Raw genomic sequence first — 15,627 nt, 5'->3', positions numbered from 1 at the left:
TTAAAATGACCAGGATTGATGCGCAGACCATTGAAGACATTGCCATAGGTGCCGCCCTCCTGGGTACCGGTGGGGGCGGCGACCCCTACCTGGGAAAACTTATGGCTCTCCAGGCCGTAAAGGAATGCGGCCCGGTCACCCTTATAAGCCCCGACGAGGTGCCGGACGAGGCGGTGGTAGTGCCAACGGCCATGATGGGAGCTCCTACCGTCCTGATCGAAAAAGTACCAAACGGTGAGGAAGTTTTTCGGGCCTTTAATGGGCTTAAAAACTACCTGAGCAAAGATATTTTTGCCACCATGCCCATTGAAGCGGGCGGGGTAAATTCCATGATCCCTATTGCCGTTGCCGCACGTTTGGGTATACCTCTTGTAGATTGCGATGGCATGGGACGTGCCTTCCCCGAACTGCAGATGGTTACTTTCCACCTCTACGGGGTATCGGCCACTCCCATGGTTATTGCCGACGAGAAGGGAAATACCATCATTCTGGAAACTATTAGCAATTTCTGGACCGAAAGCCTGGCCAGGAACGCCACCGTGGTCATGGGCGGTTCGGTTATGTTGAGCATTTACCCCATGACGGGAAAGGTACTTAAAAAGGCCGGCATAAAAAATATTGTATCTTATTCCGCGAAAATAGGTAAGGTGATTCGTGAAGCCCGCCAGCGCGGGGAAAACCCGGCTGAAGCCCTTCTCAAAGCAACCGGTGGCTTTGAGCTGTTCAAAGGTAAAGTAGTTGATGTTTTGCGGCGGACGGAAGGTGGCTTTGCCCGGGGTGAAGCTAAAATCGAGGGAATAGAGGAATACAAAGGCGAAGTGTTACAGGTCAAGTTTCAGAATGAAAACCTCGTTGCCATAAGGGGAGAAAGGGTAGTGGCCACCGTGCCCGACCTGATATGCATTGTCAATCTGGAAACGGCCATACCCATTACTACGGAAGGGCTGAGGTATGGCAACCGTGTTCTTGTACTGGGCATACCTTGCGACGAAAAATGGCGTACACCTGAAGGTCTGGAAACAGTAGGGCCCCGCTATTTCGGTTATGATCTCGATTATGTACCGGTGGAAGTGCTGGCGCAAGGAGGAGAAAAGCAGTGAGTTACCGGCTCGGCATAGACGTAGGTGGTACCAACACGGATGCAGTAATTATTGATGAGAAGCTTAACCTCATAGCCAGGGTTAAAACCCCCACTACCAAAGATGTAACTACGGGAATTTATACGGCATTGAGCAGAGTTTTAAGCGAGGCAGGCATCAACAAAGATGAAATTGCTTACGCCATGCTGGGAACAACCCATTGTACCAATGCGATAGTCGAGCGCAAGCGACTATGCCGCGTGGGCATACTGCGCATTGGGAAACCGGCTACCGGTGCTATAGCTCCCATGGCTGCATGGCCGCCTGACCTGGTAAAGGCAATCGGTGAAGAGTATTACCTGGTAAGCGGGGGCCATGAGTTTGACGGCCGCGAGATTGCGGCCTTTGACCCTGAGGAGGTAAGCTCTGCAGCCCGGGCCTTCAAAAGCAAGGTTGATGCAGTAGCCATAACCTCGGTCTTTTCTCCCATATCTGCCGACCACGAAAAACGGGCGGCCGGGATAATAGAGAACGAACTGGGCAACATCCCCATTTCCTTATCCCATGAAATTGGTTCCATTGGGCTTCTCGAAAGAGAAAACGCCACCATTCTAAATGCGGCGCTGGCAGAAGTGGCCCGGACCACAGCCCTCGGTTTTAAGACCGCTCTGGAGCAGGAAGGGGTTAAAAACGCCCGGGTTTACCTGTGTCAAAACGACGGTACGCTTATGTCCATTGATTACGCCATCCGTTATCCTATTTTTACCATTGCCTGCGGGCCAACCAACAGCATCCGTGGGGCCTCCTTTTTAAGCGGGCAGCAAAATGCCATTGTTTTGGACGTAGGAGGCACCACCAGTGATATTGGGGTAATTGTTAACGGCTTCCCCAGGGAATCCTCAGTGGCCGTAGAAATAGGAGGGGTGCGCACCAACTTCCGCATGCCTGATTTGATTTCCATTGGGCTGGGCGGAGGAACGATTATACAGGAAGTAAATGGGGATATCCGGGTCGGCCCCCAAAGCGTGGGTTACCGGTTAACGGAGGAAGCCCTTGTTTTTGGTGGTAACGTCCTGACTGCTACCGACATTGCCGTAAGATTGGGCCTGGCGGAGATTGGCGATCCTTCGCTGGTAAGCCATATAGAGGAAAATTTTGCCCGGCGTTGCCTGCACAAAATGATGCAGCTTGTTAATGAGGCAATTGATAAAATGAAACTTTCAGCCGAACCCTTACCCCTTATACTTGTTGGGGGTGGGAGTATCCTTGTTACAGATGAGATAGAAGGAGTATCAAAGATAATTCGTCCAGCCCACTACGATGTGGCCAATGCCCTGGGAGCTGCCATTGCCCAGGTAAGCGGTCAGGTGGAACGGATATTTGCCCTCAGTGAAATAAGCCGCGAAGAGGCTCTAAGACAAGCCAGGGCCATGGCTTGTGAAGAAGCGGTAAAGGCCGGGGCCGAACCCTCCACAGTGCAGGTTGTGGAGGTGGAAGATGTGCCGTTGGCATACCTTCCCGGCAACGCGACGCGCATAAGGGTTAAGGCGGCGGGCGATTTGAGGCAAGTATAGTCAGTATAAAATATCAAAAAAGGAGGAAAGAATTAAATGAGAATTAAGGTAATAATGCCCATTACTTCCGACGTATTTGATGAAGAAATCCGCCGTGAGTTTCGGAGTTACGCCGGACCGGGGGTGGAATTTGATGTTCAGCACCTCGATTACGGGCCGGCATCCATCGAAAGCGAATACGATGAAGCCCTGGCGGTACCAGACATTTTAAATAAAGTGCAAAAGGCTGCTGAAGAAGGTTTTGACGGGGTGATTATCGATTGTTTTGGTGACCCGGGAGTGAAGGCCGCCCGGGAAGTGGTGGATATACCGGTATGTGGAGGATTCGAGCCGGCTATGCTGTTGGCGGCGGGGTTGGGACAGCACCTGGGGATAGTTACTGTTTTACCTAACGTGGTCCCTATGATTGAAGACCTGGCAAAAAAATTAGGCTTGATGAGTAAACTCGTTTCTATTCGTTACGTTAATATTCCGGTTTTGGATTTAGGGGACCGGACAAAGCTGGAAAACGCTCTTTACCAGGAGAGCCTTGAGGCAATTATAAAAGACAAAGCCCATGTACTCATCCTGGGGTGTACGGGAATGATGGGGATGGCGAAAAATCTCCATGACAGGCTGAAAGGGGCGGGATATGACGTGCCGGTTATCGATCCTGCCTTTGCAGCCATGAAGATGGTGGAAAATTACATTGCTATGGGGGTTAAACACAGCCGGCTTACCTACATGGTTCCACCTGTCAAGCCTCGCAAGTGGTGGGACCAAAAGTAAAAAGAGGCCTAGTCTTGATAAAAAAAACAGGAAAGTGCGGGGGGGAGCTATAATCCCCCTCAATTCTTTTAGGAAGTACGTGCCCGTGGTCGTTGCTTCCGTCGGAATGTATATCAGGTGTAGGGATGGGTGCATCCTGCGTGACCGGTAAAAACAGTTTTTTAACGGAGGAAATCCCGCCGGGCAGGGCGAAGTTTAATTCTGGTCCTGCCCGGCTCCAGCAGGAATAACCTTTCACGAGAAAGGGAGCATAACAAAAAGAAAAACCCAAAAACCGTTCAGCGAGTATTCCGGTCAGAAATAGGGATACCGTTCAGGAGTGCAGTGATGGGAAACGCCGTCCAAAAAATTACTCGCGAAGCCACTGCCTGTGCCATGCGCACGCCGCATCAAACCTTGATTTTTCAAGAACAGGAGGATGCAGATGAAGATCCGGGAAATCTACGAACTGGCTATTGCCAAAGGTATGGAAAGCGATCCCCGCGGCCTGGAAGCTGTGCAAAAATTCCTGGCCCGGGAAAAGGAAAAATACGAAAAAATGAAGGATGAGGAAAAAGAAGAATATGACCTCGAGCGGCTGGTTAACCCCTACGATGATACCCGGATACTGGTGGGTGACCCGGAAAGGGAAGTGCGCCGGGTGCTGGTGGGCATCGACATGGAAGTGGGGGAAGTGCTGCTGGCCGACAGGCTGGGGGAAAAGGGCCAGCCGGTGGACCTGATCATTTCCCACCACCCGGAAGGAAAGGCCATGGCTTCCCTCTACCAGGTGATGCACCTGCAGGAAGATGTGCTGGCCCGCTTTGGCGTGCCCATTAATGTGGCCGAGGGAATCATGTCCTCCCGCATTGCCGAAGTCAGGCGGGGCATCTTGCCCCTGAACCACAACCGGGCTCTGGATGCCGCCCGGATTTTAGGGCTGGCTTTTATGAGCGTGCATACAGCTGCCGATAACCTGGTGACTAGCTTTCTGCAGAAGCTGATGGATGAGAAGCAGCCGGAGACCCTGGGCGACATTTTAAAAATGCTGAAAGAACAGCCCGAATACAGGGAGGCCGTTAAATATAAAGCCGGTCCGACCATTGTGGTGGGATCCAGGGAACGCCGTGCCGGCAAGATCATGGTGGATATGACCGGGGGCACCAGCGGCTCGGAGGATGCCTACGCCAGGCTGGCCCAGGCGGGGGTAGGAACGCTTCTGGTCATGCATATGGGTGAAAAGCACCGTAAAGAGGCGGAAAGAAACCACATCAACGTAATCATTGCCGGCCACATGGCCAGCGATTCCCTGGGTATGAACCTGTTCCTGGACGAACTTGAGGCCAGGGGTGTGGAAATTATCCCCTGCGCGGGGCTCTTAAGATTCAGCCGCAGGTCTTAACATTTGGAGGGAGCAGCCTTTGACCCGGTCCGCTAAACCCGAACTGCTGGCCCCGGCCGGAGATTGGGAGGGGCTGGTTGCGGCGGTACAAAATGGTGCCGATGCCGTTTACCTGGGCGGCAAATTGTATAACGCCCGGCAGGGTGCGGCCAATTTTGATCACGAGGAACTGCAACGGGCTGTAGATTACGCTCACATCCGGGGTGTAAAGGTCTACGTTACCGTCAATATCCTCCTGTCGGATGAAGAGCTGGAAGATGCGGCTCGCTTTCTCCATTTTCTGCAGCGGGCCGGAGCCGACGGCGTAATCGTGCAGGATCTTGGGCTGGCGACCCTGGCCCGGCATGTGCTTCCCGAGTTGCCCCTGCATGCCAGCACCCAGATGACCGTCCATAACCGGGCGGGAGTGGAAAAACTCCTGGCCCTGGGATTCCGGCGGGTGGTGCTGGCCCGGGAAATGAGTTTAAAAGAGATCAGGGATATAAAAGAAGCTACCGGCGCCGACCTGGAGGTTTTCATCCACGGTGCCCTCTGCATTTGTTATTCCGGCCAGTGCCTTCTGTCCAGTATGATCGGCGGCCGCAGCGGCAACCGGGGCCGCTGTGCCCAACCCTGCCGCCTGCGCTATACCCTGGTGGATGAAAAGGGACGGCCGGTGGTGGATCCCCGGGAAGTGGGGGAGTACCTGCTAAGCCCCCGGGATCTCAATCTCTCCGGGCACCTCCCCGATCTCATCCGCGCCGGGATAAACTCCTTTAAAATAGAGGGGCGCATGAAACGGCCGGAGTACGTGGCTACAGTGGTGCGGATTTACCGGAACCTCATCGACCGGGCCATGGCGGACGAGGATTTTTACATTACGCCGGAAGAGGCCAGGGATCTGGCCCAGATTTTCAACCGGGACTTTACCACTGGCTACTTCTACGAACGACCCGGATATGAGCTGATGAGTTATAAACGGCCCAACAACCGGGGGTTATTCCTGGGCCGGGTAGTTCGCTACCATTCCCGCACCGGCCGGGCGGAAGTGGCCCTGGAAGAGCCCCTGCGGGTGGGGGACGGGGTGGAGGTTTGGGTGAGCCGGGGCGGTCGGGTGGGTGTGGAAGTGCACGCCATTTGGGAAGAGGGGCGGCAGGTGGAACAGGTTCCGGCCGGCAGGGTAGTGGAGATTTATCTGCCCCGGGAGGTCAGGCCCCAGGACCGCCTGTTCAAAACACACGATTCATCTTTAATGGAACGTGCCAGGGCTACCTTTGCCTCACTCCGGGAAGTGCGCAAGAACCCGGTTGTATTCCATGTGCGGGTCCGGCTGGGGGAGCCGGTCCGGGTGCGGGTGGAAGACAGTGCCGGGCACAGCGGGGTGGGAACTGGCCTTACTCCCGCTCAGCCGGCGGTCAAAAGACCCCTGACCCCGGAGTTTTTAAAAGGACAGCTCGATCGCTTGGGGAATTCCCCCTTTGCCTTGAAGGATTTGCGCTGCGATCTGGACGATAATGTCATTGTGCCCGTGGGGGAAATTAACGAGGCCCGCCGCCGGGCCATAGAGGAACTGGAGGCGGCCAGGATCAAATCGGCCCGGCCGGCACCTCCCATACCGGAGGATGTCTTTGCGCGCAGGCTGGCGGAGGCCCGGGTGAAGGCCGCGGGCCGGGTTCTGCCTACTGGCCGGTCTCCTGGCAAACGGCCTTTGCTTTCCATAGCGGTTACCGACCTGGCTTCCCTGGAGGCCGCCGTTTTTGCAGGAGTGGATCAGGTCTATTTTGGGGGAGAAAGTTTTCGCTCCGGTCCTCCCGTGGGGGAAGAGGAAATCCGCCGGGGGACGGAAATCTGCAAAAAACATGGCGTTCGCTTTATCCTTTCCACGCCCCGGATAATCCATGACCCGGAAATGGCTGCCGTGGAGCGGTTGCTGGATCTGGCTGCCAACCTGCCGGCCCAGGGCGTACTGGCGGGGAACCTCGGGCTAATTGACCGGGTGGCCCGCACGGGCTTGCCCTTGTATGCCGACCTGGCCTTTAATGTTTTCAACCTCCGTACCGCCGCTTATCTTTTAGACCAGGGTGCCGTGCAGCTGGCCCTTTCTCCGGAATTGACCATGGAGCAGGTGGCCGCCCTGGTGGCCCGGGGTCATTTTGCCGCCGAGGTCCTGGTCCAGGGGGCGGTGGAGTTAATGGTTTCCCGGTATTGCGCCCTGGGAAGCCTTCTGGGGGGTCTGGCTGCCGGCCGGAACTGCGCAGGTCCCTGCCAGGGCCGGCACCGTGCTCTCCAGGACCGGGTGGGGGCGGTTTTCCCGTTGGAAGTGGACCAGTTTTGCCGCATGCATCTGTTTAATTCCCGGGATCTCTGCCTGGTGGACGATGTGCACAAGTTTGCGGAGATGGGCGTAGCCGCCTTGCGTATCGACGCCCGGGGGCGGGGAGCGGAGTATGCCCGGGCTGCCGTGCAGGCCTACCGGCGGGCCCTGGATTTAAACCCGGCCGGGAATGCCGGCGAGCTTTCCCGGCTGCGGGAACGCCTGCAGCAATACAGTCCCGCCGGCCTCACCAGGGGCCATTACTATCGGGGGGTGGAATGAACCACCCCTTTAATTTTCCGTAAATTTTAGTAAAACCGTTATGAGGAGGATGCGGCGCTGTCCGGAGCGAACGACTTGCGAAGCGCCGGTAACAGCACCCGGTGAACCCAGCACTCACCGGCAAAGATGCTCATTCCAAGGCAAATGCAAAAGGCAGTAGAAAATTTGACATCCGCCGTATAGCTTATTCAGTGAGTGCTGGGCGGCTCGGCTCTCGAGGACGCCAAACGAAAGCAAATGGAAGAACACCTGTTGGTGGCATATCGAGCAGTTTAGTATGGTCGGGAGGTAACAGTGTCGATGGTAATCCGCAGAAGACCCAGCACTCACCGAATTAAATATTCTTTTTTAGTGCAGACAGCAGGTATGTGCTACAGGTTTTCCACAGAGACAATTCCTTATTGGTGAGTGCTGGACGGCCCGAAGCGAACCGCGGTGCTGTCGGCGCGGAGCACTGGAGTGAGCGGGGACAGCGCCGCATCCTTTACAATTTCCCGGATGCATTTAACTGGCGGAAATGCTATGATAATAGGGGATCAACTATGGATGATCGTACACTAAAACGATTGGAATACGACAAAGTGTTGGAACACCTGGCCCAATACACTATTTCTCCCTTAGGCCGGGAGAGGGTGTTTTCTTTGCGCCCGGTAACGGACAGGCAGACCATTCATACCTGGCAGGCCCAAACCACCCAGGCCAGGGATCTCCTGCGCCTGGAGCCCGGCGCCGATTTCGGAGGGTGGCATGACATTCGCCAGTACCTCCAGAGGGTCGTCCGGGGTGCCGTACTGGAACCCCAGGAGCTCTTTGAAACAGGCCAAACCCTGGGAGCCTGCCGGAGAATCAGGAGGTTTTTTGCTGAACGCCCGGGGCGCTACCACCTTTTGGAGCAAATTGCCCTTGATATAGGTAATTTCAGCGAACTGGAGAAGAAAATCAGCAGGGCCGTTCTGCCCGGAGGTGAGATCGCCGACGATGCCTCCACGACCCTATCCACCATCCGGCGCCGGCTTCAGCGCATTCAGCAGCAGGTGAAGGAGCAGCTGGAAAGTATCGTCCGTTCCGCTGCTTATCAGAAGTACCTGCAGGACCCGATAGTAACCATCCGGGAAGGGCGCTACGTGGTGCCCGTGAAGCAGGAATACCGGGCTCAAGTGCCGGGAATAGTCCACGACCAGTCGGCCAGCGGCGCCACCCTTTTTATCGAGCCGATGGCTGTGGTGGAAAGCAACAATGAGATGCGCCGCCTGCAGGTGGCGGAAAAACAGGAAATCGCCAGGATTTTAGGCGAGCTTTCCCGCGCCGTGGCAGCAAGAGGAGAGGAGCTGACCCTGTCCCTGGAGGCCCTGGGGCAGCTGGACTTTATTCTGGCTCGGGCCCGTTACAGTGAGCATTTGGATGCTGTGGAACCCCGGTTGCTCCCGGCTCCCAGGCTGCACTTACGCCAGGCCCGGCACCCGTTGCTTTCCGGCAACGTGGTCCCCATATCTATCCATTTGGGTTACCAGTTTGATACCCTGGTCATTACCGGCCCCAACACCGGCGGAAAGACCGTGACTTTAAAAACGGTCGGCCTGCTAACCCTGATGGCCCAGTCGGGTCTGCACATCCCCGCTGGTGCGGGTAGTGAACTAGGCGTTTTTGATGAAGTCTTTGCCGATATCGGGGACGAACAGAGCATTGAACAATCGCTGAGCACCTTTTCTTCTCATCTCACCAACATTGTAGAAATTTTAAACCAGGCCGGTCCGGGCAGCCTGGTTCTTCTGGATGAGCTGGGAGCCGGTACCGATCCGGCCGAAGGGGCGGCCCTCGCCCAGGCCATCCTGGAAAGGCTGCACGAAATGGGCGCCAAAACCGTGGCCACCACTCACTACAGCGAATTAAAGAACTTTGCTTATGCCCGGGAGCGGGTAGAGAACGCCAGCGTGGAATTTGATGCCGTTACGTTGAAGCCCACCTACCGGCTGTTGATTGGCAAGCCCGGTTCGAGCAACGCTTTTGAGATTGCCCGCAGGCTGGGTCTGGCCCCGCACCTGGTCGAGCGGGCCAGGAGCTTTATGACCGCGGAACAAGTGCAGGTGGCCGACCTTATGCAACAGCTGGAGCGGGCTCGCCAGCAGGCGGAACGGGAGCTGGAGGGGGCCCGGCGAATGCGAGAGGAGGCTGAAGAATTAAAAGAACGTTACTTGGCCTTAAAGGATGAACTGGTTGCGCGGCGGGAAAGCATTCTGTCTCGGGCCCGGGAAGAGGCGCGGCAGCTCGTTAAACGGGCCAGGCAGGAGTCGGAAGAGGCCATAAGGGAACTGCGGATGCGGTTGGCCGATGAAGCGGCCAGAGTACGGGAGGAGGCCATTCGGGAGGCCAGGGAGAAGCTGGCGGGAATGCAGGAGCGCTTGCAACCGCGGGCTACTGTTTCTAGACCGGACCCGGGTGTGATTCCCGAATCGGTGAGCGTGGGTCAGACAGTCTTTTTGCCCCGGTTTAACCAGCGGGGTACTGTTGTGGCCTTGCCGGAGGCAGGGGAGGTACAGGTACAGGTAGGTATGATCAAAATCAATGTACCCCTTGCGGAACTGCGCTTGCCAGCAGAAGATGAGACTTCCCGGAGTGAGGTACGGGTGGCTTCACTGGTACAGGATAAAACCCGTTCCATTTCCACCAGGCTTGACCTGCGGGGACTGCGGGCCGAAGAAGCCCTGCAGGAGGTAGAGAAGTACCTGGACGACGCCGCTTTAGCCGGATTATCCCGGGTCTTTCTGGTACACGGCAAGGGTACCGGAGCATTGCGGGCCGCCATCCAGCAGCAGCTGAAAACGGACCGGCGCGTAAAATCCTTCCGGTTGGGCGAACATGGGGAAGGGGGCACGGGGGTTACTGTTGTGGAGCTGGTTTGATAAAGGGTAAGGGGCCGGCTGCTATCTGGCAGCAAAGGCCCCTTGATTTTTTGTTCTCTTATTCGGCCCACTTTTTATTGTGGAACCAATCCAGGCCGGGTTTAATTTCTTCCCGCAGCACCCTTACCGGTTTCTGGCCGTCCCCCTTTTGTCCCTGTGGTTTCAGAAGCTCGTTTAGCCCCGGGGCGGACTGGCCCGTCGGAGCCGGAATTACCTCCCCGGGTTGTCCGGGCTGGTCCGGCTGGTCCGGTTGACCCGGGCTCTCCGGAGGTGGTGCCGGCTCTTCGGCTGTGTGCAGCGTGCAGACCGTCGTGGGTACCCGCTGGTCATAGTCCTCGACAAAGCTGGGTACGTTATAGGGCAGTTTGATCATCACTTTAGTGATCCGGTCCGGACAATACTGGTTGGGGAGCTGACCGGTAGTGGCACATACTTCTACCAGCACATGAGTATCATCAACCCGGGTAGGTACGGTTCCCTGGGCGAAAAGATCGGTAACCAGGTCGGAAGGAGGCGTATTGGGGCCCGGTAACAGCCCCGATTTGCTGTCCACCGTGGCGCTGACGATCCCCCCGGGTCTGGGGAAGTCCCGTACCGGTGTGTTTTTAAGAGCCTGGGTCATGATTTGACGCCAGATAAGGGCCGGGTAGCGCCCGCCGAATTCGTGGGGCATGGCCCTGGGCTTGTCGTAGCCGATCCACACCACCCCTACCAGATCCGGGGTGTATCCGGCAAACCAGAGATCCTTACCCTCGTCCGAGGTACCTGTTTTGCCCGCCGCAGGACGATCTATTCTAGCGTTAGTGCCGGTGCCGCTTTCTATAACGGTTTTGAGCATGTCTGTAATAAGGTATGCGGTAGTTGCCTTCATAGCCTGGACAGGTTTTGGCTGGTATTCATAAATAACGTGGCCGCTGGCATCTTCCACGCGGGTGATGGCCGTGGGCTCCAGGTATATGCCCTGGTTGGCAAAAGCACTGTAAGCAGCGGCCATCTGCAAAGGGGTGACGCCCTCGTGCAGGCCTCCCAGGGCCATGCTGGGGCCGTGGGCGCTGGGGTTAAGGTTGATGCCCAGCCCCCGGGCAAACTTAAGGGCATTGGCAATTCCCACGTGATCCATGAGCACCCTGACGGCCACCACGTTAATGGACTTGGCTATAGCGGTGCGCATGGTAACCAGGCCCCGGTAACGCCCGTCGTAATTCCGGGGCGTATAGTTGCCGTATTTTACCGGTATGTCGTCAATTACCGAGGCTGGGGCCATCCCCTTGTATTCAATAGCCGGGCCATAAGCAATGATTGGTTTGAAAGTGGAGCCGGGTTGCCTCCCCGGGGTCATGGTTGCCCGGTTCCATTGCAGCCGGTGGGTGTGCTCCCGGCCGCCTACAATGGCTTTTATGTACCCCGTATGGGGATCGAGTACCACTGCAGCCCCTTCGGGTTGGAGAATACCCTGGTTATCCCGTATCGAGGCCGGAAAATTCCGCGGGTCGGACATGGCCTTCTCCGCAGCTTCCTGTATTACTGGGTCCAGGGTGGTGTATACCCGCAGGCCTCCCTTGAAAACCTGTTCTGTTCCAAACTTGTTCACCAGTTGTTCGGTTACAAAGTCCACAAAATAGGGATAGGGGTACTGCCGTCCTTTTCCCGGCTTGAGCATATCATCCAGTTGAATCGCCCTGGCCTGGGCCGCCTGTTCGGCAGTAATAAACCCGTAGCGGGCCATGTTGTCCAGAACCAGGTTGCGCCGCCTGGTGGCCCCTTCGGGGTTGCGGAAAGGGCTGTAGGCGCTAGGTGCCTGGACCAGACCGGCTAAAAGAGCGCCTTCTGATAAGGTAAGCTCCCTGGCTGGTTTATTGAAGTATGTTTCGGCGGCAGATTGAATGCCATAGGCTCCCTCGCCAAAATACACCTTGTTTAAGTACATCTCCAGGATTTCGTCTTTGGTATAACGCCTTTCCACCATGACGGCCAGGATAACCTGCTGAACCTTTCTTTTAAAAGTCCGTTCGTGGCTCAAGAAAGACAGCTTGACCAGTTGCTGGGTAATAGTGCTCCCGCCTTCCTGTATGCGGCCGCCGGTAATATCCGTCCAGGCCGCCCGCACGATCCCCCGCAGGTCCACGCCATGATGCTCGTAAAAGCGTACGTCCTCAATGGCCAGGAAGGCCTCCCGGACATGTTTGGGTATCTCCTTGAGATCTACCGGTACGCGGTTTTCCTCGCCTACCCTGGTGATCAGCTTCTTATTTTGATCGTATAGGGAAGTGGATGCACTGGAGAGCAATTTTTCTTCACTCCAGGCGGGCAGGTCCTTGATGCTAACGGCAATCAGCCCAAACACCACTCCCCCACCGGCAATTATGAATAACAGGAATAAAAACATGAGCAGGCGAAAGACATTCAACCTTCTTTTCTTTTTTCTGGCCAATGTTCATGCCTCCTACTGACTTTCATACCAGCATTATAACATAACTGGCACAAAGTTTGACCCTCATCTCCGCCCGGCAGGAGACTGCCTTGTCAGGGAGCTCTGCGTTTTGATATAATGTAGGGACCTGGAAAGGAAAGGGGAAGCGGAAAGGAGAAGAAAGATGCTCAGTATAGATAAACAGCTAGAAATCATCAAGCGAGGTGCCGCGGAGATCATTTCCGAGGAAGAGCTAAGGCAGAAGCTCAAGCGGTCCCTTTCTACGGGCCGCCCATTGCGGGTGAAGCTGGGCCTGGATCCTACGGCTCCCGATATTCATCTTGGCCATACCGTGGTGCTTCAAAAAATGCGGCAGTTCCAGGAACTGGGCCACGAAACGATTATTATTCTGGGGGACTATACCGCCCGCATCGGTGATCCTACGGGGAAAACCGAAACTCGCAAACAGCTCAGCGAAGAAGAGGTGCTGGCCAATGCCCGCACCTATGAAAGACAAATTTTCAAGATTTTAGATCCTGAGCGAACCAAACTGGTTTTCAACAGCCAGTGGCTGGCACCCCTTACTTTTGCCCAGGTTATTGAACTGGCGGCAAAGTATACTGTTGCCCGCATGCTGGAGCGGGAAGATTTTGCCCGCCGCTTCCGGGAAGGCCTGCCCATCAGCATTCACGAATTTTTCTACCCTCTCATGCAGGGTTATGATTCGGTAGCCCTGGAAGCGGATATCGAGCTGGGGGGAACAGACCAGAAGTTTAACCTCCTCATGGGCAGGACGCTGCAAAGGGAATACGGTCAGGAGCCCCAGGTAGCCATCATGATGCCCATTCTGGAAGGTTTGGACGGCGTGCAGAAGATGAGCAAAAGCCTGGGGAACTACATTGGCATCGATGAGCCGCCCCGGGAAATGTACGGGAAAACCATGTCTCTGCCCGATGAGCTTATGGTACGTTACTTTGAACTAGTCACCCCTGTACACCTGGAAGAGGTTCGCAGCATTGCCGCCGGGCTGGTCGGTGGCAACCTGCATCCCCGGGATGTCAAAATGCGACTGGCCCGGGAGATAGTAACTTTTTATCACGGGAAAGAGGCGGCGCTAAAGGCCGAGGAAGAATTCAAGCGCGTTTTCCAGCAACACGATCTGCCCGATGAAGTGCCTGAATTTCATGTCTCGCCGGACATGCTGGAAGACGGCGGCATTTGGCTGCCCAGGTTGCTCCAGCAGGCCGGCATGGTGCCCAGTACAAGCGAGGGCAGGCGGTTGATCCAGCAGGGAGGAGTCAGGATCAACGGGGAAAAAGTCGAAGACCCCAATTTAAAACTGGTCCCGGCGGACGGCATGATCATCCGGGCCGGGAAGCGGAAGTTTTTAAGATTGGTCTGCCGTTCCTGAAGAAAAAAGATAATAAAAAATATGCGTCTACCGGCTTTGCGCCGGCCTTTGTTTTTTTAAGCCGGGTGTCCAGGCCGGGTTACATATAATGTTTCAAGGGACAATCATGCGAGCTTCTTCTGGAAGACGGAAGAAATTTACTCCCCTCGAAAAAAAATCCGGACCCTCTAAAACGAAAGAGGTGACCCGCTTGTTTAGAAGACGCAGGAATTACCGGGCCTTTGTTGCCTTGACCATGTTTTTTTTCCTGCTCCTAGGCATGTTCCTGTGGGTTGACCGGGTCCTGCAGCCCACCATCTTTAAAATAGCCGAGACTCGGGCCATCCAGATGGCCACCGAAGCCATTAACCGGGCGGTGCAGCGGAAGGTTTTCGACAGCAACCTGCAATACCAGGACTTCGTTCAGGTGCACAAAGATAACCAGGGGCATATAGTATTGATGCAGGCCAACACCTTGAAAATTAACCAGTTTGCCGCAGACGTTACTTTAATGGTTCAATCTGCCCTGCAGCAGCTGTCCCGGGAATCACTGCGCATTCCCCTGGGTCAAATTACCGGCACCCAGTTGCTGGCCGGCTATGGCCCCGGCATTCCGGTGGGCATCGTGCCGGTGGGCAGTGTGCGGGTGAGGGTGGACGACCGTTTTGAACAGGCCGGTATCAACCAGACGCGGCACCGCATATATCTGGACTTTAATGCCGAAGTGCGCATTGTAGTTCCTCCCCGCAGTGCCACTGCGCAGGTGGCTACCCGCGTACCCCTGGTGGAAAGCATTATTGTGGGCCAGGTACCGGGCACCTTTGTCAACATTTCGGGGGGTCTTTTAAGTGGACAGATCGTCGGCAACAATCCTTAGCATGCATAAAAAACTATTTTCGTAGAGAAAAATACGGACCGGACCGAAGAAAAAATATTGACGCCATGGCTGGCCCGTGTTATATTGCAAGGTGCGTCTTGAATAACAGCTTAAGTCTGGCAGAAATTACAGGTTGATCTCCAAAATGCATTATGATAAAGTAAAAGATGTCGCCAGTAAAAGGCGTCAAGAAAGGAACGTCGAAGGGGAAAAGCCTCTTGACGAAGTTGCAATAGGAATGTTAACATATTTTTAACAAACTTGCCTGCCGGCATGAAAAAAGTGTTGACAGAGGTCGGATGGGCGAGTAAAATACAAAAGTGCCGGTCCTTGAAAACTAAACAGGGAGGAAGAAGGCAAGCGGGGGGGGCTGTTGGAAGCGCCATAAAGAGGTGCGGAAGCGGCCTGGACCTCGTCGGAAGGCGAGCAGTAATTCCGAAAGAGCATGGACGGACTTGAAGATTTAATGGAGAGTTTGATCCTGGCTCAGGACGAACGCTGGCGGCGTGCCTAACACATGCAAGTCGAGCGATTGAGAGGTGAGAGGTGAGAGGTTAGAAGTGAGATTAAGAAGGCTTTGGCAAAGCCAAAGCCAACAATAAATCTCACATCTCGCTTCTCACATCTCACCTCTCAATAGCGGCGGACGGGTGAGTAACGCGTGGATAACCTG

General features: G+C 55.4%; 9 protein-coding genes and 1 rRNA gene. 9 read left to right on the top strand and 1 reads right to left on the bottom strand.

What is annotated here, in order from left to right:
• Positions 1-5: 5 nt before the first annotated feature.
• From BUA65_RS06755 to BUA65_RS06730, 6 genes are all read left to right on the top strand, one after another.
• Positions 6-1,100 carry an S-methyl thiohydantoin desulfurase family protein gene (locus tag BUA65_RS06755; protein ID WP_072868295.1) on the top strand — a complete coding sequence of 365 codons (1,095 nt, stop codon included), beginning with the start codon at positions 6-8 and terminating at the stop codon, positions 1,098-1,100.
• On the top strand, positions 1,097-2,653 hold the full coding sequence (locus BUA65_RS06750) for a hydantoinase/oxoprolinase N-terminal domain-containing protein (RefSeq protein WP_072868294.1): 1,557 nt from the start codon (positions 1,097-1,099) through the stop codon (positions 2,651-2,653). Before BUA65_RS06755 ends, BUA65_RS06750 begins: the two co-directional genes overlap by 4 nt.
• A 36-nt stretch (positions 2,654-2,689) precedes the next feature.
• The gene (locus BUA65_RS06745; RefSeq protein WP_072868293.1) at positions 2,690-3,421 is read left to right on the top strand and encodes an aspartate/glutamate racemase family protein; all 732 of its coding nucleotides are present in this window, start codon (positions 2,690-2,692) and stop codon (positions 3,419-3,421) included.
• A gap of 424 nt (positions 3,422-3,845) precedes the next feature.
• Positions 3,846-4,802 (top strand): Nif3-like dinuclear metal center hexameric protein, encoded by a 957-nt coding sequence (locus tag BUA65_RS06740; protein WP_072868292.1) that lies wholly within the window; start codon positions 3,846-3,848, stop codon positions 4,800-4,802.
• 19 nt (positions 4,803-4,821) lie between these two features.
• Positions 4,822-7,377 (top strand): U32 family peptidase, encoded by a 2,556-nt coding sequence (locus tag BUA65_RS06735; RefSeq protein WP_072868291.1) that lies wholly within the window; start codon positions 4,822-4,824, stop codon positions 7,375-7,377.
• Positions 7,378-7,919: 542 nt separating this feature from the next.
• The gene (locus BUA65_RS06730) at positions 7,920-10,277 is read left to right on the top strand and encodes an endonuclease MutS2 (RefSeq protein ID WP_072868290.1); all 2,358 of its coding nucleotides are present in this window, start codon (positions 7,920-7,922) and stop codon (positions 10,275-10,277) included.
• Positions 10,278-10,335: 58 nt separating this feature from the next.
• Here the strand turns inward: BUA65_RS06730 and BUA65_RS06725 are convergent, their stop codons facing one another.
• The gene (locus BUA65_RS06725) at positions 10,336-12,708 is read right to left on the bottom strand and encodes a transglycosylase domain-containing protein (protein ID WP_072868288.1); all 2,373 of its coding nucleotides are present in this window, start codon (positions 12,706-12,708) and stop codon (positions 10,336-10,338) included.
• A 163-nt stretch (positions 12,709-12,871) separates the two neighbouring features.
• Between BUA65_RS06725 and tyrS the strand changes: the two genes are divergently transcribed.
• From tyrS to BUA65_RS06710, 3 genes are all read left to right on the top strand, one after another.
• Entirely contained in the window at positions 12,872-14,098 is a 1,227-nt protein-coding gene (gene tyrS / locus BUA65_RS06720; RefSeq protein ID WP_072868286.1) for a tyrosine--tRNA ligase, read from the top strand.
• Positions 14,099-14,288: 190 nt separating this feature from the next.
• A complete protein-coding gene (gene yunB, locus BUA65_RS06715; protein ID WP_072868284.1) occupies positions 14,289-14,954 on the top strand; it encodes a sporulation protein YunB in 666 nt (221 codons plus the stop codon).
• Positions 14,955-15,417: 463 nt separating this feature from the next.
• A 16S ribosomal RNA gene (locus BUA65_RS06710) occupies positions 15,418-15,627 on the top strand; the annotation flags it as partial.

Origin of the sequence: Desulfofundulus thermosubterraneus DSM 16057 (assembly GCF_900142025.1) — a bacterium.
Taxonomy (GTDB): Bacteria; Bacillota; Desulfotomaculia; order Desulfotomaculales; family Desulfovirgulaceae; genus Desulfofundulus; species Desulfofundulus thermosubterraneus.
This window is presented reverse-complemented; position numbering and strand designations above follow the sequence as displayed.

What these genes read in the sequence shown, in the direction of transcription:
- BUA65_RS06755 (WP_072868295.1), top strand. Translation starts at nt 6, where the DNA reads ATGACCAGGATTGATGCGCAGACCATTGAAGACATTGCCATAGGTGCC.
- BUA65_RS06745 (WP_072868293.1), top strand. Translation starts at nt 2,690, where the DNA reads ATGAGAATTAAGGTAATAATGCCCATTACTTCCGACGTATTTGATGAA.
- BUA65_RS06740 (WP_072868292.1), top strand. Translation starts at nt 3,846, where the DNA reads ATGAAGATCCGGGAAATCTACGAACTGGCTATTGCCAAAGGTATGGAA.
- BUA65_RS06730 (WP_072868290.1), top strand. Translation starts at nt 7,920, where the DNA reads ATGGATGATCGTACACTAAAACGATTGGAATACGACAAAGTGTTGGAA.
- tyrS (WP_072868286.1), top strand. Translation starts at nt 12,872, where the DNA reads ATGCTCAGTATAGATAAACAGCTAGAAATCATCAAGCGAGGTGCCGCG.